Raw genomic sequence first — 19,346 nt, 5'->3', positions numbered from 1 at the left:
GCCATTGCTGGCGTTACACAAGCCTGAATCTTTGCCCGCACACCGCATGGTGGGGGCTAACAGGGCGGACAGCTGTCCGCCCTCTCATCGACCTATTAGTAACCGCTGGTGTTGGCCGGCTTGTCGCCATGCCCCAAAGTGGCCAGCAGACTGGCCAGCAGGCTGGATGCACCAAAGCGGAAGGTACGGGCGGATACCCACTCGTTGCCGAGGATCTCTTCGGCCATGGCCAGGTACTGACCGGCAACGGCGGCGTCTTTCACGCCACCAGCTGGCTTGAAGCCGACTTTCGGATTCTTGGCCTTGATCACTTCCATCATGATGCGTGCCGCTTCTGGGGTCGCATTGACCGGCACCTTGCCGGTGGAGGTCTTGATGAAGTCGGCACCGGCATCGATACAGATCTCGGAAGCGCGACGGATCAGCGCCTCTTCTTTCAGCTCGCCGGTTTCGATGATCACTTTCAGCCGCACCTTGGCACCACAGGCCTCTTTACAGGCTTTGACCAGATCAAAACCAATCTGTTCATTGCCGGCCATGAAGGCACGGTACGGGAACACCACGTCCACTTCATCAGCACCGTAGGCGACAGCGGCACGGGTCTCGGCCACGGCGATCTCGATGTCGTCGTTGCCGTGCGGGAAGTTGGTCACGGTCGCAATGCGTACGTCGGCAGCGCCGATCTCACGCAGGGTCTTGCGAGCGATAGGGATAAAACGGGGGTAGATGCAGACGGCGGCGGTCAGGCCAGCCGGTGACTTGGCCTTATGGCACAGGTCGATCACCTTCTGATCGGTGTCGTCATCGTTCAGGGTGGTCAGGTCCATCAGGTTCAGAGCGCGCTGAGCGGCCACTTTCAGATCAGTCATTCTGTTCTCCAAAGTCTCGATTTAATCCAGATAACCGGGCACCACCATACCATCCAGCGATGGATGCACAGGCAGTAATCCCCAGCTATACGGGAATGGAATTACAGTGCGAAGGCACCGGCACTATCGGGATGCTATTCAAAACACCCTGCAGGCACTGCGACTGTAAATAAGGCAAGAGCCCTGTCACTTTCTTACAAAAGTGCGGACTTGGTTCCATGAAGACTTGAGAAAGGCCGACAGCATCTGACCCGACTTCCCAATCAATTCCATTTGACCGCCAACACCCGATTTCATCGAGTATTAGTCATTGCCAGCACCCTGCTGGCAACGCCTATTTCAGCCGAGATACCCCCTGTTTGCAAGCCGGATTTGCCAATTTCAGAGGTACCTCACATCTGGCAAATCCAGGTCTAAAAAAGCCTTACGAAAAGAAACGAGTCAGGATCCAAGAGTAGGCCAATCCCCCCAGATAGACCCCGACGATCCCCATTACCCCGGACAAAACGGGAGGTGCCGGGATCGGCAATTTGAGGAAAGAAAACAACAAACCAACTATAAAGCCGGCCACCATCGCCAGTAGCACTTCATTCATATAACCTCCGATTTGACTCATTTTATTATTAGTTTAGATAGGAAAACGGTTGTCACCGCTCCATACGCGAACGCCACGGCAGGTGCCGTGGCGTTCGTGTTTATACCCTGTCAGTCAGGCGACGATTACATGCCGGACAGTGCCAGGAAGAAGCCAGCGATAGTGGCAGACATCAGGTTGGACAGAGAGCCAGCCAGTACGGCTTTCAGACCAAAGCGTGCAATGGTGCCGCGGCGGTTCGGCGCCATGGACCCCAGACCACCCAGCAGGATGGCAACAGAGGAGAGGTTGGCAAAACCACACAGTGCGAAGGAGATGATCGCCTTGGTGTGATCGGACATGGCCACACCGTTGATCAGTACTTCGTCTTTCAGGTACGGAGCGAAGTTCAGGTAAGCCACGAACTCGTTCACTACCAGCTTCTGACCGATGAAGGAACCGGCAACCACTGCTTCATTCCAGGGCACACCGATCAGGAACGCCAGCGGGGAGAAGATCCAGCCCAGCAGCAGTTCCAGAGAGAGTTGCGGATAACCGAACCAGCCACCCACACCGGAGAAGATGCCGTTGATCATGGCGATCAGACCGATAAATGCCAGCAGCATGGCGCCGACGTTCAGGGCCAGTTGCATACCGGCAGAGGCGCCAGCAGCAGCAGCGTCAATGACGTTGGCAGGCTTGTCATCCAGCTCGGCATCGGCAGAGCTTTCGTCGTAGTTCGGGGTCTCGGTCTCGGGAACCAGCAGCTTGGCGAACAGCAGACCACCCGGTGCAGCCATGAAGGAGGCAGCAATCAGGTACTCCATCTTCACGCCCATGGAGGCATAACCGGCCAGTACGGAACCGGCAACGGAAGCCAGACCACCACACATGACGGCGAACAGCTCGGAGTCAGTCATCTTGGAGATGTAAGGACGAACCACCAGCGGCGCTTCAGTCTGACCGACGAAGATGTTGGCAGTTGCAGAGAGGGATTCGGTGCGGGAAGTGCCCAGCACTTTCTGCAGGCCGCCGCCCAGCAACTTGATGACCATCTGCATGATGCCCAGGTAGTAGAGCACGGCAATCAGGGAAGAGAAGAAGATGATGACCGGCAGAACACGGAAGGCAAAGATAAAGCCGCCGCCACCGAATACTTCAAACATCTTGTTGCTGACCAGACCGCCGAACAGGAAGTCGATCCCGTTCTGGCCGTAGCTGATCACGCTGGATACCGCATCGGACACGCCGACCAGGATATCGCGACCAACCGGAACATAGAGTACAAACGCCCCCAGACCGGCTTGAATTGCGAACGCACCGACAACGGTACGTACGTTGATTGCCTTGCGATTGCTGGAGAACAGCACCGCGATAAGGACGAGCGTCGCCATCCCTACCAGACCCATGAACAAATTCATTATTATCTTCCTCTAGTAGCACCTGGCTTGTTAGTGAGTTGTTATCAAACCCAACTAATCAAGGGGAGCGCATTATACTAATTAAAGTCCGATAAAATAGAATGCTGGTCACATTTTATCGTTATCAAAATGCCCAAGTGTCACAAAATTAGACAGCAAACGATTTTTACGCTCATTTTTTTTCCTGACAACTAAATCAGGTGTTGCGAATTTGTTTCATGACAATAGGTCGTGATGGAAAAGATGCCGGGCAGTTTCAAATAACACCTTGGCAACATCTACCGATGATTCCTCCCGCAATGTCATCAATATTTCTGCTATTTTCGGCAGCGCTTCCGGGGTATTCCGGGTGCCTTGATCACCTTGTAACGGCATATCGGGCGAATCGGTTTCCAGCACCAAAGCCTCGAGCGGCATAGCCCGAAATACCTCTCGCGTCTTGTTCGCCCGCTCAAAACTGATTACCCCGCCCACCCCGAGTCGAAAGCCTAGTTGCCAGAAGGCCTCCGCCTGCTGCAACGAACCGCTGAAAGCATGGATCACCCCGCCACGAGGCGGCTTGAAACGGCGCAACAGCTTGGCCACAGTGTCATTGGCACGCACCGAGTGGATCATCAGGGGAAGCCCGACATCGGCAGCCAGCCGGATCTGAGCCTCAAACAGCGCACGCTGCCCCTCCTGCGGCACGTGAGAACGGAGGTCCAGCCCGCACTCGCCAATGGCCACCAGCCCGGCAGGCTGGCTCATCACCAGCGTTCGCAGCCGTTCCATCACCCCCTCACGCTGTTCACCGGCATACCAGGGATGAATGCCCAGACCATAAAAGAGGCCGTCATGTTGCTCTGCCAGTGCCATCACACGAGTCCAGTTATCCTCTGCGATGGCAGGAATGATATACTCCGTCACCCCTAATGCCCGACAACGGGCCAGCAGCGCCTCCCTGTCCTGGTCGAACACCGGAAAGTCGAGATGGCAATGGGTATCTATCAGCTGCATATCACTCACACCTGTTTGCGGTATTTAATGGGTCATTGAACATGATGAACAACAGAAACAACGGCTTTACCCTGATTGAACTGGTGCTGGTGATCATAGTGCTGGGGATCCTGGCCGTCACCGCCCTGCCCCGCTTTATCAATATCAAGGATGATGCCCTGAAAAGCACGGTCTCGGCGACCGCAGGCAGCTTTGCCAGTGCAGTTCAGCTGGCTCATGCTGGATGGGCGGTGAAAATGCAGGGACAAGCAATCGCGCTCTACAATCTGAGCAGCTTTGGTAAAGGCAAATTGGATATCAATCGATATGGTTGGCCAACGGGCTCGAAGGAAGATCAAGGGAGTGCGGGAAGCGATAAACCATATCAGCCGGGCTCAGGTAACCATATATCGGTCAACAATGATGATGACTGTGAATTGCTATTCAATGACCTGCTTGATGGAGACCAAACGGTCACCCCCATAGCTCCCAACGCTGTGAATATCCCAGAAGGGTTTGATTATCTATCCACACAAGTCGGTTCAGGCCATCAAGATGAGGATGAAGGCAACGAGAAACACTTCAACTGCCGCTATATCCTGCGCGACTCAATCAACCGCTTCCAAACCAGCTCGGATTATCTAAATGGCCTCGGCTTCGAGTACAACAGCGTTACCGGCGCCGTGACCCGCAATTTTGATTGAGCTCAGCCTCTTCTGCGCCAGCTCGCTCTTGGCTTGAATCATCATCATAACGAACCGGCGTACAGCAGCGCCGGTTCTCCTGGGTGAGGCCCCACTCCTCACACCACGCATCGTAACGGGCCAACCAACGCAGCAATACCCCCTTCATCGTCACACCTCCGCCAACAGATTCAGGTCAAAAACCATCCTAATCAGAGTCGGCAAGGGGAGCAAGTCATCCCCACGACCGCGATCGGGCGAAATAAAAAAAGAGCCGGTCAGCATAGCTGACTGGCTCTTTTAACATTCCCCGAAGAGATTACCCGATGAGCGACAGCTCATCCGCCTCACAGGCTCTTCAGTTTCTCTTCCGGCAGGGCCAGCTCGTCGTTGTGGTTGACGCCGATACCGCGCTCCAGCACATGACGGGCGATGGCGTGCGCCTCTTCCAACGAGTGCATGCTGTAGGTGCCGCACTGATACTCGTTCAGCTCGGGGATCTTGCCCTGCTCCTGCACGGTCAGCACGTCGCTCATGGCGGCCTGCCAGGCGGCGCCAACCCGGGCTTCGTCCGGTGCACCGATCAGGCTCATGTAGAAGCCGGTACGGCAACCCATGGGGGAGATGTCGATGATCTCCACCCCATTGCCGTTCAGGTGATCACGCATGAAACCGGCAAACAGGTGCTCGAGGGTGTGGATGCCGCGCTCGGAGAGGATCTCCTGGTTCGGCACGCAGAAACGCAGGTCGAACACGGTAATGGTGTCCTTGTTCGGGGTCTGCATGGTCTTGGCAACACGCACCGCCGGCGCAGCCATGCGGGTGTGGTCAACGGTAAAACTGTCCAATAACGGCATTTCTGACTCCTGATTTGGTTACCAGAACCAGCCCCCGCTGGAGAGCTGATCCTTGCATTGTCGATACTGGGCGCCGTAGCGCTGGGCGCGGGCCTCCACCTTGCGGGATGTCTTCATAAGCCATCCCTTGCTGCGGTAGCTGCCACGCCGATAGCCACCCCACCCTTCGTGATAGTTGAGATACTGGCCATACGCATCCCACTTGGAGGTGCCGTTCAGCCGCTGGGCCTTGTGAGTGTACCAGCCCATGAAGTCGATGGCGTCGGCAAAGTCGTCGCGATCGCTCCAGCCGTTGCCGGTTTCCCGCTGGTAGTCGGCCCAGGTTTCATCTTTGACCTGGGCATAGCCGTAGGCCGAACTGGCCCGCCCGGTCGGGATGAAGAGGAAATACTGCATCGGCGGCTGGGCATCGTGCACGAAGGAGGATTCCTGATACATCATGGCCATCACCACATGGATCGGCGTCCCCCACTTCTCGTTCATCTTGAGCGCGGCCTTGTGCCACTCCGGCTTCTCGCGAAAGATCTGGCACAGATTTTCCGGCTGGGCCGGCGGGCGGGTACTGCACGCAGTGAGTACTGCCAGCAGGCCGGCCACCGCCACTATGCGCTTTCGGGACATCAGAGCAGAACTTGTTTTGCTCTCCTGAACATAACGAGGCAAAAACGACATCAGATAGCGTCTTCGTTCTCTTCGCCGGTACGGATACGAATGACGCGCTCCACCTCGCAGACGAAGATCTTGCCGTCACCAATCTTGCCGGTGCGGGCGGTATTCTGGATCGCTTCCAGACAGGCATCGAGATCCTCGTCCTGTACCACCAGCTCCACTTTCACTTTGGGCAGAAAGTCGACCATATATTCGGCACCGCGATAGAGCTCGGTGTGACCCTTCTGGCGACCGAAGCCTTTGACTTCGGAGACGGTCATGCCGTTGATGCCGATCTCGGCCAGGGCTTCGCGCACATCGTCCAGCTTAAACGGTTTGATGATGGCTTCAATCTTCTTCATGGTGACTCCTTACCAGTTCTGTTTACCGAACCCGGAAGTAATGGGGTAACGGCGATCCTTACCAAAGTTGCGAGCCGTGATGCGGGGCCCGACCGCCGCCTGACGGCGCTTGTATTCGTTGAGATCCACCAACCGGATCACCTTGCGTACCACCGCTTCCTCGAACCCTTCTGCCACCATGTCGGCGACCGAGGCATCCTCTTCCACATAGCGTTTGAGGATCGCATCGAGGATGTCGTACGGGGGCAGACTGTCCTGATCCACCTGATCCGGCGCCAATTCTGCCGAAGGGGGGCGGTCGATAACCCGCTGCGGGATCACGTAGTCGACCGAGTTGCGATACTCGCACAACTTGAACACCAGCGTCTTGGGCACATCTTTCAGCACATCGAAGCCACCGGCCATGTCGCCATAAAGAGTCGCATAGCCGACAGCCATCTCGCTCTTGTTGCCGGTGGTCAGCACGATACGGCGACGCTTGTTGGAGAGCGCCATCAACAGCACGCCACGGCAGCGCGCCTGCAAGTTCTCCTCGGTGGTGTCGCGGGCAGTCCCTTCAAACAGCGGTGCCAGCTGGGCCATAAAGCCCTCGAACATGGGCTCGATGGAGATGATATTGAACTCCACCCCCATCCGCTCAGCCTGCTCCTTGGCATCCTCCACGCTCATCTGGGCGGTGTAGCGGAACGGCATCATCACTGCCTGCACCTTGTCGGCCCCGATGGCATCGGCCGCAATGGCCAGCGTCAGCGCCGAGTCGATGCCGCCAGATAGGCCCAGCACAGCGCCGTGGAAGCCGTTCTTGGTAACGTAGTCGCGCACTGCCAGCACCAGCGCCTGATAGGTCTCGGCCAACGGCTCGAGCGGCGCAGCGGGTTCCCGCTCCTTCACCGGCTGACCATCAGCAAAACGTACCAGCGCCAGCTCTTCGGCAAACGGGGCCAGCTTGTGGGTCAACTCGCCCTGGCTGCTGAACACCTTGGAGCAGCCGTCGAAAATCAGCTCATCCTGACCGCATACCTGATTGAGGTAAACCAGTGGCAGACCGGTCTGATCGCAGCGCTCGGCCATCAGCTCGCGGCGGATCCAGGGTTTCTCCTGATCATAGGGCGAGGCATTGATAGTGAGCAGCAGCTCTGCCCCCGCGGCCTTGGCGGCCAGCGCCGGACCCGGCTGCCATAAATCTTCGCAAATGAGCATCCCCAGCTGGTGACCACGGAACGGCACCACACAAGTCTCGGTCGCGGCGGTGAAGTAGCGCTTCTCGTCGAATACCCCGTAGTTGGGCAAGTCCTGCTTGAAGTAACGGGCAATCAGCTTGCCTTGCTCATAGAGGGAGGCGGCGTTATAGAGCGCCTCCCCTTCACGCCAGGGATGGCCCACCAGAATGGCGCAAGCACCTTGCCATGCCGCGATGCGGGTCAGCGCGGCTTCCACCCGGACCATCAGGTCGGCGCGCAGTAGCAGATCTTCCGGAGGATAGCCGGTCAGGGCCAGCTCGGAGCAGACCAGCAGATCGGCACCTTGCCGCTCGGCCTGAGCCGCCGCAGCGAGCACTTTGTCAGTGTTATCTTCGATGGCGCCTACCGTCAGATTCAACTGGGCAAGCATCAGAGAGAGGGCTTTTGCCATGGCGATGCATCTTGTATTCGAAAATGATGGGGAATGATAAAGAAAAGGCGCTGGCTGTGCCAGCGCCCCGGATTCAAGGGGTGCAACTTAGATTGGTTGCGTTGGTTACACCATTGTCCACCAGCAGGGCACAAGGACCGCTAATCACCTGACCGTTGGCAGGCGGTGTCATGGCAATGCTCAGAGAAGCGGGCTTCAGCAAATAGGCTGTATTGCCCTGGGCACTATAAGAAAAACTTATCACCAGAGTACTGTTTTGCGGAGCAGTACAGACATAGGTGGCCGGCTGGTTGTTAGCTTGGGGTTTATCAATACGGCAAGTGGCACCACTAGTAGTCGTAGTGGGCGGATTCAGCCCGTTAAAGGTATTCTTATTGCACGCCGTAGGCGATGAATCCTTGTTACTGACTTTTTCTAGGCACTCGATCCGCCCTGATACCGTGAGGGTTGGCACCGTCTGGGAGCTGGTATCGACCGAGATAGGCATGATGGCGACCTTGGCCTCATTTCGGTCTACCGGTGAGATAAGCGAAGCGGTGATCCCCGAGTTACCCTGATAGGCAGTCACCTTGATCGATGCACTTTGCAACACGTTGGATGCATCCTTGGTGCTCTTCTTGGCGGACAGATAGCCACGGCTATAGCTACCAAAATAATAGCTGCCAAGATCAACGACAGTCTTGACCGGCTCGTTGGTCACACCGACATAGTCAGAGGCACTGCCAGTCAACTGGCCACTCAATGGCACCAGACTCCACTCCGCCAGCATGGTCAGATTGATATCCTGAAACGGGACCTTGGCCAACAGATCCTGAGAAGTCAGATCGAGCTTCGCGAGACTGTCTGGCGAGAGCAGATCCACGTAGATACCTCTGGCAATCAACTGGGCGGTCCCCGTATTCATGGTGATCTTGGTGCTGGTATCTCCTCCTGTCGCAGCATTGGCAGGCAACCAATCCGCAAACTCGGTGATCGTCGGCGCCGTAGCCGTGGGGTTTGCGGTCCAGTTGAGAATGTTCTTCTGCCAGGTGATGTAGGTAGTAACTACGTACTTGATGTAGTTCTGATAGCTAGTCTGGTTTGCGGGCTTGGCAAGAAAATCAGCGCTGGTCACGATAACTTTGATCAGGTTCCAGTCCGGCAGGGGACGATAGTAGCCATCAAGCCTGACAAAGCGGCAGGCATCCACATAATCGCCGCTATTGACCGATGAGAGGCCACTGTTGTAGCGCAGTCGGCTGGTATTGAGTGGAGCGTAAAACTGCTCGAAACTGCTGCCGCTACCATCGAAATGATCCTTGCAGCAGCTGGTGCAGAGACTCGGTTGATCTCTGACACTGCTATTAAGTACCCCGGTCTGCTTGGTAACCTGAGAGCCCACGTTCCAGTACAACAGATTGCTGCTGGTCAAAATGGCCTTACCTGGCAAGTAGGCATTAACGCTCGAGCCATAGCTGCAGGAACAGGAAACCGATGCCAGATCCTGCAGCACCTGTTGGGTATTGCCACCATTGTCTGGCTTATAGGTAACTGTCTCGAATTGCACCAATTTGCCGACAGTACCGTCCTTGGAGGTCACGGTGGGCAATGGCTTGCTGGTCTCTTGTTTGCGCCCTTCCTGGTCAATCTGGATGGAAATGACATCAGGCGCAACCCCGGGGGTATAAACCACATGGGGCGGTTCGCGACTGGTATCCAGCCCCCCGTTAAACTGATTCTGGGTTAACGACTCCACCGGCGATACAGCGCCAGAAAGCAGCAAGGAATGAGACTGCCCGACGCTGTCACTCCAGCTGACGGTTACATTAACCACCTTTCGGCCAGGGTAGGCACGCAAGTAACCCGCCGGGATAGCCGTTTGCCAAGCAGAACCATTCCAGTACTGGTTACTGACAGACCAAGTAAGAGCATAAGTCCCACCACCATCGGGAGGAGTGGCCGAGCTGGAACCGGCCGCGATACTGTTATAGGCAGTGAGCGGAGAAACCGCACTCACCACCCCATTGAAGGTACGAAATGCATCCAGCTTTGACTCCGCCAGCCGCATGGCTACTTCATAGCGGCGACTATCCTGAGAGGTATTGAGCAATGAACGAGACATAGCCACCAGTCCAGCAACCCCCACCCCCAGCAGAACCAGAGTGATCAAAATCTCTAACAGCCCAAATCCCTTGTGCGGTTTCATACATGCTCCTACCAATCGCGCCAGCTACCAGGCACCAGATTGATGCTCTGAAACGCCGCCCCATTTTCGATATTGCTCAACACCGCCTGATCATACTTGGCATCAAAGGTACCGTTAGCCGTTTTGCCCAGTTGATAGTTGGCCACTACAGCACCATTGACGATGGCCCCCCCTTTCAAGCTGATATCGGTAGTCGTAGTTGCAGGTGTGGATGAATAGGCAAACACCAGTCCATAGAGGGTGGCGCTCCCATTTACTGTCAGATTGCCATTGCGCACGATGAGTACTACAGGCGCAGATGTAGACCCAATTGATCCACCCGGTTTACAGTCTCCATCGACAATAATCAGGCCGCTCGATGCCGTCGAAAGCGAATCACAATTTTTCAGTAGTTGTACTGCTCGCGACTCCAGATTGGCCCACCCTGTAGCGTCGTCATTTTCATTGAACAGATACCAGACCAGATCAGTGGGGAATGCAGTATCATTGTCTTTTATGTCCGACTGTTTATCGCCCTTCTGACTAATGTAAGCACTGCACCCGCCGCTGTAGTCCCCCTGATGGCAGGTCTGGCCAGAACCATTGGTCAAATCCACATTGCCATTTGTCCAGACTGATAGCGGGACGCCCGGTCCTCCACCGTTGGGGTTAGCCACCACTGTAAAGTTGCCGGATACTGCCATGCCACCAGCAATCGTCAGAGGGGCCGCCGGTGTGCCCGCCAATACGCTTATCTTGATGGCCTTAATTTCAACCTCGGCATTGGCAGTACTGTCCACCAAGCTCGCCATAGCGCGCACTCTAACAGGAACTACATTCGCCCCACCGACAACCACTGCCGGTTCGTCCTGTGCCTGCAGGGTATAATTTCCAGCTGAAACAGTGATAGATATACCGCTACTAGGGGTACGCCAAGAAGCATCTTGCGTGAGCCGTCCAACCCCATCCGAGAGGCCCAGCTCGGCCAGTGCAAGTGCCTGGCGATACTGTACTTCATTAAGACTGACACGACGGTCTGCTACCATCAGTTTGCCCGCCAGCAATGAAATGCCAAGCAGGATCACAATAAGCAATAGCGTAATAGTGAATGTGGTAAAGCCAAGATGACGTTTCATGGCATCAATACCCGTCGTTACGCAGCTTGATATCACGCTGCAGGGTGAGTTTAAGTGCGGGATTCGCCTTTAACTGACCCGATATGCTCAAACGTACCGTTCTCGCGCCAGCCGAGGCACTGCTTCCAAGGAGCGAAAAAGTCAGGTCAGTCACCTCAATAGTGTCATCGGTGCTAAGTAAATTACCTGTGCTGCAACTGGAACCAAGTTGTACCCCTTTGTCAGCACTGTCGTAGCTGTAAATAAAGGTTTCATTGGTACCAAGTATTCCATTGTTATCATCATCGTATTTCAGCCTGATACAGCGATAAATCTTGGAGCCACTGATCGTTTCACTCCTCAAATCGCTGGTGGTATCAAAATAAAATGGCGATTTGACACCCGATGCAGCACCGAGGAATGCAGTCGCAGCCTGGTCGTAACCGGTTCGCTGTACATCGCGGGCAATCATATCGGTGATACTTTGCAGTTCCTGATTTAGACGACTCACCTGCATCGATGTTTGATTGGCCTTGAGAATAGTGGCGAACAAGGATGTTACTGCCGCGACCAAAAACAAACCTGCGACCATGGCCACCATTAACTCGACTATGTTAAAGCCTCGTGCCAGACCTAATCGCATGGAGAGCTCCCCGTTACAGGCTCGGTTCTCACTCGGCCATTCGTGGCAATAATAACCCTGTGCTCAGAGGCACCGTTCTTCAGACAAATAGAACCATTGCCCAAACCGCCACTGCCGTGAAGATCTTTGAATGAGCCTCTGCGATTATTGATTTCAAGAGCATGTTCAGAACCGGATAACTCATAGTTTGTAGTCAGAGTAATACCCTTAAACTCGCTGGCATCGACGCCCTTGCGACCTTCAATAGCAGAACATGAATCCATGCAGCTATTACATGTAGAATCAAGAGCTATGCGATAGCACCAATTGGCCTGCCCCGCATTAAATATCTTGAAGATAATCGGTTTATTACGTTTGATAGCCTCAGACTTGAGCAGCATGATATCCGTGTAAACAGCTTGGGTAGCCGCCTTGACCATCTGTTCCTGGCGCAATGACTGGTAACTGGGAATAGCCACGGTTAGTAGCAGGGCGACCAGAGCCATGGCGATCATCAATTCAATCATGGTAAAACCGGCTGAGCGCCCCTCTGTGAATTCCATTGGCTAAATACTCCTTTCTTTTCGCTCATGCCAGTAGAGTATGAGGTAAGTACTATCCTATAGTATCTACCTGTTTAACGAACCCTGCCGCGCCCATGAGAATCAAACAATCTGGAATCACCCTGCTGGAATTGATGGTGGTCGTTGCCATTGTTGCCATTATTGCTGCTGTCGCCTACCCGAGCTTTACCGACGGTCTGCGTAAATCTCGTCGAGCCGATGCCATCAAGGGCTTGTTGACCATGCAGCTCAAACAGGAAGAATTTCGCATCTCCAATGCCAGTTACAGCAGTGCGATAGCCAGTGTGGGCAACCCAACCAGCGACTACTACACCTTTAGCATTTCTGGCGCCACCGCCACCGCCTACACACTGGTAGCCACCAGCAAGGGGGCCCAGGTCGGTGACAAGGCTGGCAGCACGGCCTGTGATACCCTGACTATCAACAAGGCCGACATCAAGCACCCTGCCGAGTGCTGGAACTGAACGCTACCAGCATTCGGTGGCTGTCATGGTGGCTCGTGATACCCCCTGCAGTCCGCTCTGATCGAGGGTCAACAATCCACAGGGATCGCCATTCATCACACCGGTCGGAATAGCGGTCAGGGTATAACGTGCCCCACTGGCATTGAGCGCCACATTGTAATAAGCAGCACCACCATCCCTCGGTAGGGTCGCCAGGCCGGCAGAGGTCAGGTTACCTGCGTCATAATTGCCGCTGGCGGTAAACTCCCGCTCCAGATATTGTGCAGCTTCCAGCAATACGGCCTTAGCTTCGGCTCGCTTGGCTGCCGCCATGTAGTTGTTGTAACTGGGATATGCGATCGCGGCCAGAATGGCGACCACTGCGACCACTATCATCAACTCAATCAGGGTAAAACCACGTTCCATGCCAACCTCTACTCCAGTTGCAACCAGGACTGACGGCCACCCAGATCGCCTGCCCCCTCTTCCAGCGTGACTGAGATATTACCACTGGAGCCGCTGATATATTTTCGCTCCATCTCGGCATCCTCCACCACGCTTGGCGTCGTGGTGAGCTCATCAAACTGTTTCCCGCTGACAGGTACCTTGATGTCATTACCAGCATCATCCTTGATCGCGACATAATCATCATCGTTAACAGCCCCGTCGCCGTTAACGTCAAACACCGAGTAGGTTAGTCTGGCACCCGAGATGGGATCCAGCTCCATCAGCCAGGAGCGGCCACCAAAATCACAGGCATCCGCTGACGGAATCAATGTGTTGAAAATTAAACGCTTATGCCGATAGAGCATCTCGGAGACAGCCCGTTCCCCTACCCCCTTGCTCAAGCTTGGCGATTTCAATAGCAGATACCAACCCTTTTGGCTGGTGTAATTGACATTCCGGTTGGAGACAACCCTCACGTTGAACTTGATAGTGGTGCCGTTGGCCACAAACTCATGGGTGATGCTCTGCTGCAACAGCTGGCTACTGAGCACGGTAGCCCCCGTATCCCAGATACCGTACACCGCTTCCAGCCTCGGCGTGGCGAGAACCAGTTTGTCATCATTGGTAAAATAACTGCCAGTCCCCATCATTACCATAACCCCCCCCTTAGGGTGACGAATAGCCAAAGGGCGCATGGTAATCGGCTGACGCGTACTGGCACTGCAACTACCATTACAGGCCTGAAACATCGGCGTGGGCTTGCTGCCCGTTTTCAATGCACTTCCCCACTGGGCACTGTTGTTGCCGGTCAGATCGAATTTCCACAGATTGCCGTGCAGGTCACCGGCATAGACATAGTCGACAACCCTGTCCCCGTCTTGATCTACCGGTAAGGGGGAAGATAAACCATTGGGCTCGCTGGCCGACCCCACCTGGGTATCGATCTCCTTGATAATGGCGCCAGTTGCCAGATCCAGCACAAATAGCCTCGCAGTCTGGCTGGTGCTGTTGTAACCATTGGCAACCAGAGCAACCCATTTGTTGTCGGCTTTGACCCGGACCAAAGTGGGTGCCGCCAGTGCAACCCCCATTTCGCTATTGGTGAACTCCCACAGCATCTTATCTGCGGTGAAGTTATCCGGGGCCGTCACATCGATGGCAAATACCGCCTTGCCACCGGCACCAGTGGATCCCAGCAAGATGCTCTTCCAGCGACTGCCCAGATAGGCATCGCCCACCTTGGGCGTCCCATCCACATAGTAGCGATGGCTGTAATTCGGTCTGGTCAACTGAGTCAGCTCGCCCAGCAGGCTGGACGGGATATAGGCCAGCCGCTCGACACCGTCGGAGACTCGAAATCCGTGCAGCATACCGTCATTGGCACCGACATAGAGCATGGGGGTGCGGCGGGTAATCGCCGTTGAGTCTAGAAAAGCCTGGTAACCCTCCCGCTCTGGCTGGGTCAGACCGGCTGCACTGCTGTAACCGTAATCACGCTTGCCCACATAGACGGGATCTGAATTAATGATGTCTCCAAGCAGATCGCTACGATTGCGAAACGCACCGCCATTGCGCTGCTCGCCACTGCGCTCACCGCGCAGATAGGCGACGCGGCTTTCTCCCTGGTTGTCACCAGCAACATTGAATAGAGCCCGGTTGGCCACATTCAGCGTATCCCAACGGAAGGGGATGCCGACACCGTCTTGCCGGGTGAAAATATTGCGTGCTGAAGGCTCGGGGATCAAGGTAGCTGCATCCCAGGCGATCTCCCCAAGGGTGCCATCGCTGTTCAGCGGGATCGAGACCAGTTGCCCCGACCAGTCGCCGCTGTTATAGCGGGCTTGGTAGATGTGGGTATTGCTGTCCAGCCGGGTTGCGTTGGCAGTCACCGAGCTGGCGGAGCTGTTGCGGGCCGCGATCTGGGCCAGGGTGCTGCTCAGGGCTGCGGCGAAGGTATCCGGATCCGCCGCGCTGAAAAAGCTCCCCTTGCTGTTGAGTGCCGCGTGCCACAGGTCATCAATCTTGTACTCCGGAATGTAGGTCGCATTCTTGTACTCCTTGTCATCCGGATCATGGGGATTGGGCCAACGGCTCGGGATACCGTTGGCAGGATTGAGGGAACCGTTGACGCCAAGCCCGACGGTAAAGTTGACCAGATGCTGCCAATTGGCCGGATCCGCCGTGCTGGTCGGCACCTTGTTGGCGAGATCGGGGCGCAGATCGGTCTTCCAGTACTGGTAGGCCACATCGGCCAGCGTATTCTCGATGCTATCTTTGTCCTGATCGCCGACCCAGGGAGAATTTCCGTTCCAGTAGCCATCAGTCATCAGGATGTTGTAGCTCTGCCGGCAGGTGAGGTGGGGCAAGGTGCTGCCGGCACTGGCCGCCCAGGGGCCGTTTTTGTCAGTGCGGGAGAAGTACTCCCCCACGTCCTTCAGACTGGTGCGCAGCGGCGTGCCGGCGGCCGGAATATCGCGGCTGTAAAGGTCGCTGAAAAAGGCGCTGCGATCGGTTCCGGAGAAAGGCGCTACCCCGCGGATCACACTGCCGCTAGCATTGATGGTGGCAAACCCCACCCGGAGGGCCTGCCCTTGGCTGGCAAAGGCACGGCCGACCCCGGCACGAGCCGCTAGGATCCGGGAGCGGTAGTAGGTATACCAGTTGGCAAAGTTCTGGATCTCCTCGTCATAAGTACAAACGGGGGCGCTCTTACAATCACTGCGATTGGGCCGCCCGCCATAGGTGCTGCCGGACTTTATCTCGACCCGGGTATAACTGCTCACTTTCTTCACGTCACCACTGCCTTTGTAGGCAAAGTAGACGGCTGGCCAGAAGGTCTCGTCATCTTTGTAATCGGTGGAAGAGAATCCGGTGTAGTAACGCAGGGACTTGGAGCGGTTGTTCTTGGTCAGATCACGACAGCCGGCGGCGGTATTGAAGGGGTTGTGCGGTGCACAGCTGATGCTGGCATTCGCCATCGGGGTACCATCCGCCTTGGCCCAGGGCCGATAGCTCTGCTGCGGGTTGTAGTAGAGTTTGTTGTTGTTGCTTGAGCGGGTATAGGCATTGCGGTCGTTATTGCTGGTGAAAGTCACGGTCCGGTTGTCATAATCCTCGCTGCCATAGACATTGTCGGCTCTGGGGTAGACGTAGCGAGCGCTGTTCTCAATCAACCCCTCCGGCATCAACTCGAAATGCATCGAGCCCGAATCATCCAGGGTAAACATGATATTGGGATCGGCCCGGGTGCCGAGATAGAGGGGAACCTGGGCAATATCGAGCGCCGCCTGTGCCGAAGCACAGCAGAGCATCACTGAAAGGCCAAAACCAAGTTTGCCCATACACCGCCTCCTAGCGACTATAGGTCGATTGCAACAGCACCCGGCTCTCGTCAGAGAGACCAAATCCCCTTGCAGTAATACGATATAGACGACGCTCACTGATGGGCTCATCGACTGCCAGATCCTCGCTCCCCCCCTGGGTATAGGGCAACCGTTCGATAAAGTATTCGGGAGCGCGCCCCGCCAGACCACTGTTGGTATAGGTACGCCAGGCGGTCGAAGGGGAGGCAGGATCCACCGCGGTGTCGATAAATTCATACAGGCCCGCGCTGTTGTCATAGGGACCCGAGTTGCCAGCCTCGATATAGCGCTCGGCAGCGCGCAGGCCCGCTTCTGCCGCCTGCAATGCCTGCAGTGCCTCTTTCTGGTTACCCGCCATCTTCTCTTGCAACTGCGCCCCACGCATGCTGGCCATACCCAGCAGGCTCACCATGACCAGAAAAATCAGGCTGATCACCAGCGCCATCCCCTGCTGTCGATCCATCATGACTGGGCTCCTCAAGGTAGCCGATTGCGCAGCGCAACTGTGGTTTCGGCGACCCAGTACCAGTTGCGATCGGTCGCCCGGAAGGTGGCTCCGGCAAAGCTAAGGGCCTGCGGAGACGACACCACATTACCCTGGTTGCTGCGCATCAAAAGTTGCACTCCAATCCCCAGTACATTGTCCCAGTTTGGATTACCTGCGGCGCTCACGTAGCGATCTGCCGCACGATCCCGGTTCTGATCCTCACCGAATGTAAGTTGCATATTGGCAACCCCTTCGATAAGGGGCATACCTGCAGCCACCCCGTTCTTGCGATAAAGCGCGTAGGGGCTGCTGGCAGAGGGGCGGGCGATATAGTAGAGACGGGTTTCCACCCTGTTCACGACCGAGCCAAGACCGAATCGCTCCTCGGGTGGGCTGCTGGCCCCCCCCCAGGAACTGCTGGCATTGCCTGGCGTATATTTGTTGTCATTGGAGTGGACGATATTGACCTCACGCCCCCCTGCCACGCCCTGTACTTTGGTGACCTGAAATATTCTGGCCTTCTGACAGTCGGAGACCATGACGATATCTCCCTCGCACAGATCGCTATAACCCTGTGCGCCGGAACCACAATAGTCGGCCTTGCTGGATAGCTGCTGCACAAACAGCTGGGCGGCACTGTTATGATTATCACGACTGAGCGGAACCCCAACCCCAACCGGCCCCTGAACCAACAGGATATCGCTACCCGGCATGGGTCTGGGCTCGGAACCGCTGAACAGAGCAGACAGCTCGGCTGGCAAAGTGGACGTCACATTGTCGTAACCACGCAAAAAGGTGGTGAAGTTGTAGGGCAGTGCCGTACTGTTATTGAGGGTATTGGTGATATTGACCCCCTGCTTGCTGAGACACCCCTGATAGCCCACCATACGCAGCTCTTTTTGCAGCAGATTGGTGGCAAATCCGCTATCTTCCCGCACCCGGGCAATGGCCTCGCCAGTGAGATAGGTTTTGTGATTGCCGAGAAACACCTGAATCATGACCCCCACCGTTATCAGCGAGAGCACCAGGGCGATCATCACCTCGACCAAGCCGATCCCGTGCTGGTGTAGCGGCAAACCGCTCCTGCTCATAGGTCCGTCCTCAGGATCATGCTGCGCGACGCTGGATCAGTCGACAGCCGACTGCTATCCCACTGAATAGTGATGGTGGCCCTTCCGGCACTGACCGATACGGCGCCATCGCCACCTGGTAGCTCGGCCACGACCCGCTTCCAGTGCAGCAGATCCTGAACCGCCATAGAGCTACCCGAGACAGTTTCGCCCAAGTCGATATTGTATTGCCCGTTCAGAGCCGCGCTGCGATTAGCCCGCATCATATCGTTGATCATGTATGCATACTGGGTCGCCTCGGTACGCGTCAGCGCCGACTGGTTACTCTTGAGAGCCTGCAGTTGCAGAGTAGCCATCCCCAGAATACCGATGGAGAGCACCAGTACCGAGATCATGATTTCAAGCAGTGACAAACCCCGTTCTCGCATCATGGGCAACTAGCCTCGGTAATGGAGGGGCGACCAGCGACTGTGATGTTGATATCACGGGAGGCCTCATTTCTGCACTCATCGGGACGCAGAGAAAATACCCGGGCCAAGGGAGTACGACCATCAAGAAAACCCTCGCTATTAAAACGCAGCAGGGAGGTATTGCTGCTCAGGACTCCACTCCCCATATCGGGAAAGTCTCGCAACAACTCACCATTATCCAGTATGCCGTTGCCGTTGCCATCAACCCAGATCTGCCAACCGGCCTCCCAGTGATGCTGGGTCAGGTTATCGGCAGCAGCGGAGAGGATCACTACCGTGTTGCGACGAATGGCTTCCGAGCGGGCAAGGTTGATAGCTGCAACAAAGTTGTTGGCCTGAGTATTGAGAGAAATGGTGCGCAACAAAGCGCTGAAGGAAGGAACCCCCAACGTGAGTAACAAAGAGACGAGCGCTATGGTCACCATAAGCTCGATAAGGCTAAAACCTGAACGCAAAAACATCCTGTTTCGCTCTGATCTGTTCCAGGAGGACAGACACACTCCATGTGTGCTAAGCCAGAATAAGGGCTTGCTGGCAAGTCTATGCCGGGCACTTGGGGTT

Annotated in this window: 20 protein-coding genes; 2 read left to right on the top strand and 18 right to left on the bottom strand. The window is 55.7% G+C overall.

Features of this window, described 5'->3' with window-relative positions:
* Nucleotides 1-95: 95 nt before the first annotated feature.
* The 4 genes from deoC to G5171_RS11645 form a co-directional block, all read right to left on the bottom strand.
* Nucleotides 96-869, bottom strand: a complete 774-nt coding sequence (gene deoC / locus G5171_RS11660; RefSeq protein WP_421260212.1) for a deoxyribose-phosphate aldolase — start codon at nt 867-869, stop codon at nt 96-98.
* A 424-nt stretch (nt 870-1,293) separates the two neighbouring features.
* A complete protein-coding gene (locus G5171_RS11655) occupies nt 1,294-1,464 on the bottom strand; it encodes a XapX domain-containing protein (RefSeq protein WP_005340467.1) in 171 nt (56 codons plus the stop codon).
* Between the two features lie 125 nt (nt 1,465-1,589).
* Nucleotides 1,590-2,864 (bottom strand): NupC/NupG family nucleoside CNT transporter, encoded by a 1,275-nt coding sequence (locus G5171_RS11650; protein WP_005341329.1) that lies wholly within the window; start codon nt 2,862-2,864, stop codon nt 1,590-1,592.
* Nucleotides 2,865-3,080: 216 nt separating this feature from the next.
* On the bottom strand, nt 3,081-3,860 hold the full coding sequence (locus tag G5171_RS11645) for a TatD family hydrolase (protein WP_216980097.1): 780 nt from the start codon (nt 3,858-3,860) through the stop codon (nt 3,081-3,083).
* A 41-nt stretch (nt 3,861-3,901) separates the two neighbouring features.
* Here G5171_RS11645 and G5171_RS11640 point away from each other — a divergent pair, with 41 nt between their 5' ends.
* Nucleotides 3,902-4,543 carry a type II secretion system protein gene (locus G5171_RS11640; protein ID WP_337073220.1) on the top strand — a complete coding sequence of 214 codons (642 nt, stop codon included), beginning with the start codon at nt 3,902-3,904 and terminating at the stop codon, nt 4,541-4,543.
* A 326-nt stretch (nt 4,544-4,869) separates the two neighbouring features.
* Here the strand turns inward: G5171_RS11640 and luxS are convergent, their stop codons facing one another.
* The 8 genes from luxS to G5171_RS11600 all read right to left on the bottom strand — a co-directional run bounded on the left by luxS (nt 4,870) and on the right by G5171_RS11600 (nt 12,485).
* Nucleotides 4,870-5,379, bottom strand: coding sequence for an S-ribosylhomocysteine lyase (gene luxS / locus G5171_RS11635; RefSeq protein WP_017782209.1), 510 nt, complete (start codon nt 5,377-5,379; stop codon nt 4,870-4,872).
* 18 nt (nt 5,380-5,397) lie between these two features.
* On the bottom strand, nt 5,398-6,000 hold the full coding sequence (locus G5171_RS11630) for a transglycosylase SLT domain-containing protein (protein WP_421212800.1): 603 nt from the start codon (nt 5,998-6,000) through the stop codon (nt 5,398-5,400).
* Between the two features lie 50 nt (nt 6,001-6,050).
* Nucleotides 6,051-6,389, bottom strand: a complete 339-nt coding sequence (gene glnB / locus G5171_RS11625; RefSeq protein WP_005308848.1) for a nitrogen regulatory protein P-II — start codon at nt 6,387-6,389, stop codon at nt 6,051-6,053.
* A gap of 9 nt (nt 6,390-6,398) precedes the next feature.
* Complete coding sequence (locus G5171_RS11620) at nt 6,399-8,021, bottom strand: NAD+ synthase (protein ID WP_421250766.1); 1,623 nt, start codon at nt 8,019-8,021, stop codon at nt 6,399-6,401.
* A 73-nt stretch (nt 8,022-8,094) separates the two neighbouring features.
* Nucleotides 8,095-10,206, bottom strand: coding sequence for a type IV pilus modification PilV family protein (locus G5171_RS11615; RefSeq protein ID WP_337073216.1), 2,112 nt, complete (start codon nt 10,204-10,206; stop codon nt 8,095-8,097).
* 8 nt (nt 10,207-10,214) lie between these two features.
* A complete protein-coding gene (locus G5171_RS11610; protein ID WP_421260211.1) occupies nt 10,215-11,321 on the bottom strand; it encodes a PilX N-terminal domain-containing pilus assembly protein in 1,107 nt (368 codons plus the stop codon).
* 4 nt (nt 11,322-11,325) lie between these two features.
* Entirely contained in the window at nt 11,326-11,913 is a 588-nt protein-coding gene (locus tag G5171_RS11605; protein ID WP_216980263.1) for a PilW family protein, read from the bottom strand.
* Between the two features lie 20 nt (nt 11,914-11,933).
* A complete protein-coding gene (locus tag G5171_RS11600) occupies nt 11,934-12,485 on the bottom strand; it encodes a GspH/FimT family pseudopilin (RefSeq protein ID WP_216980090.1) in 552 nt (183 codons plus the stop codon).
* 95 nt (nt 12,486-12,580) lie between these two features.
* On the opposite strand from G5171_RS11600, the gene G5171_RS11595 reads away from it, so the two are divergent.
* Nucleotides 12,581-12,970, top strand: a complete 390-nt coding sequence (locus tag G5171_RS11595; RefSeq protein ID WP_216980089.1) for a type IV pilin protein — start codon at nt 12,581-12,583, stop codon at nt 12,968-12,970.
* Nucleotides 12,971-12,973: 3 nt separating this feature from the next.
* Here G5171_RS11595 and tppA read toward each other — a convergent pair whose 3' ends face one another.
* The 6 genes from tppA to tppE are packed head-to-tail and all read right to left on the bottom strand — an operon-like array spanning nt 12,974 to nt 19,246.
* Complete coding sequence (tppA, locus tag G5171_RS11590) at nt 12,974-13,375, bottom strand: type IVa pilus pseudopilin TppA (protein ID WP_216980088.1); 402 nt, start codon at nt 13,373-13,375, stop codon at nt 12,974-12,976.
* 8 nt (nt 13,376-13,383) lie between these two features.
* Nucleotides 13,384-16,737: a pilus assembly protein gene (locus tag G5171_RS11585; RefSeq protein WP_421260210.1), complete on the bottom strand. Its 3,354-nt coding sequence runs from the start codon at nt 16,735-16,737 to the stop codon at nt 13,384-13,386.
* A 10-nt stretch (nt 16,738-16,747) separates the two neighbouring features.
* Complete coding sequence (locus G5171_RS11580; protein ID WP_123173790.1) at nt 16,748-17,224, bottom strand: pilus assembly PilX family protein; 477 nt, start codon at nt 17,222-17,224, stop codon at nt 16,748-16,750.
* 11 nt (nt 17,225-17,235) lie between these two features.
* The gene (locus tag G5171_RS11575) at nt 17,236-18,336 is read right to left on the bottom strand and encodes a PilW family protein (protein ID WP_216980086.1); all 1,101 of its coding nucleotides are present in this window, start codon (nt 18,334-18,336) and stop codon (nt 17,236-17,238) included.
* Nucleotides 18,333-18,728, bottom strand: a complete 396-nt coding sequence (pilV, locus tag G5171_RS11570; RefSeq protein ID WP_337073213.1) for a type IV pilus modification protein PilV — start codon at nt 18,726-18,728, stop codon at nt 18,333-18,335. The genes G5171_RS11575 and pilV overlap by 4 nt, the downstream gene beginning before the upstream one ends.
* Nucleotides 18,729-18,742: 14 nt before the next feature.
* Complete coding sequence (gene tppE, locus G5171_RS11565; protein ID WP_216980084.1) at nt 18,743-19,246, bottom strand: type IVa pilus pseudopilin TppE; 504 nt, start codon at nt 19,244-19,246, stop codon at nt 18,743-18,745.
* Nucleotides 19,247-19,346: the final 100 nt, after the last annotated feature.

This window comes from Aeromonas sp. 600774, assembly GCF_049175075.1.
GTDB classification, from domain to species: Bacteria; Pseudomonadota; Gammaproteobacteria; order Enterobacterales; family Aeromonadaceae; genus Aeromonas; species Aeromonas veronii_A.
This window is presented reverse-complemented; position numbering and strand designations above follow the sequence as displayed.

Coding starts and splice junctions, on each gene's coding strand:
- G5171_RS11645 (WP_216980097.1), bottom strand. CDS start 3,860: ATGCAGCTGATAGATACCCATTGCCATCTCGACTTTCCGGTGTTCGAC.
- glnB (WP_005308848.1), bottom strand. CDS start 6,389: ATGAAGAAGATTGAAGCCATCATCAAACCGTTTAAGCTGGACGATGTG.
- G5171_RS11600 (WP_216980090.1), bottom strand. CDS start 12,485: ATGGAATTCACAGAGGGGCGCTCAGCCGGTTTTACCATGATTGAATTG.
- tppA (WP_216980088.1), bottom strand. CDS start 13,375: ATGGAACGTGGTTTTACCCTGATTGAGTTGATGATAGTGGTCGCAGTG.
- G5171_RS11650 (WP_005341329.1), bottom strand. CDS start 2,864: ATGAATTTGTTCATGGGTCTGGTAGGGATGGCGACGCTCGTCCTTATC.
- luxS (WP_017782209.1), bottom strand. CDS start 5,379: ATGCCGTTATTGGACAGTTTTACCGTTGACCACACCCGCATGGCTGCG.
- G5171_RS11585 (WP_421260210.1), bottom strand. CDS start 16,737: ATGGGCAAACTTGGTTTTGGCCTTTCAGTGATGCTCTGCTGTGCTTCG.
- G5171_RS11575 (WP_216980086.1), bottom strand. CDS start 18,336: ATGAGCAGGAGCGGTTTGCCGCTACACCAGCACGGGATCGGCTTGGTC.
- G5171_RS11595 (WP_216980089.1), top strand. CDS start 12,581: ATGAGAATCAAACAATCTGGAATCACCCTGCTGGAATTGATGGTGGTC.
- deoC (WP_421260212.1), bottom strand. CDS start 869: ATGACTGATCTGAAAGTGGCCGCTCAGCGCGCTCTGAACCTGATGGAC.
- G5171_RS11620 (WP_421250766.1), bottom strand. CDS start 8,021: ATGGCAAAAGCCCTCTCTCTGATGCTTGCCCAGTTGAATCTGACGGTA.
- tppE (WP_216980084.1), bottom strand. CDS start 19,246: ATGTTTTTGCGTTCAGGTTTTAGCCTTATCGAGCTTATGGTGACCATA.
- G5171_RS11580 (WP_123173790.1), bottom strand. CDS start 17,224: ATGATGGATCGACAGCAGGGGATGGCGCTGGTGATCAGCCTGATTTTT.
- G5171_RS11610 (WP_421260211.1), bottom strand. CDS start 11,321: ATGAAACGTCATCTTGGCTTTACCACATTCACTATTACGCTATTGCTT.
- G5171_RS11640 (WP_337073220.1), top strand. CDS start 3,902: ATGATGAACAACAGAAACAACGGCTTTACCCTGATTGAACTGGTGCTG.
- G5171_RS11655 (WP_005340467.1), bottom strand. CDS start 1,464: ATGAATGAAGTGCTACTGGCGATGGTGGCCGGCTTTATAGTTGGTTTG.
- G5171_RS11630 (WP_421212800.1), bottom strand. CDS start 6,000: ATGTCCCGAAAGCGCATAGTGGCGGTGGCCGGCCTGCTGGCAGTACTC.
- G5171_RS11615 (WP_337073216.1), bottom strand. CDS start 10,206: ATGAAACCGCACAAGGGATTTGGGCTGTTAGAGATTTTGATCACTCTG.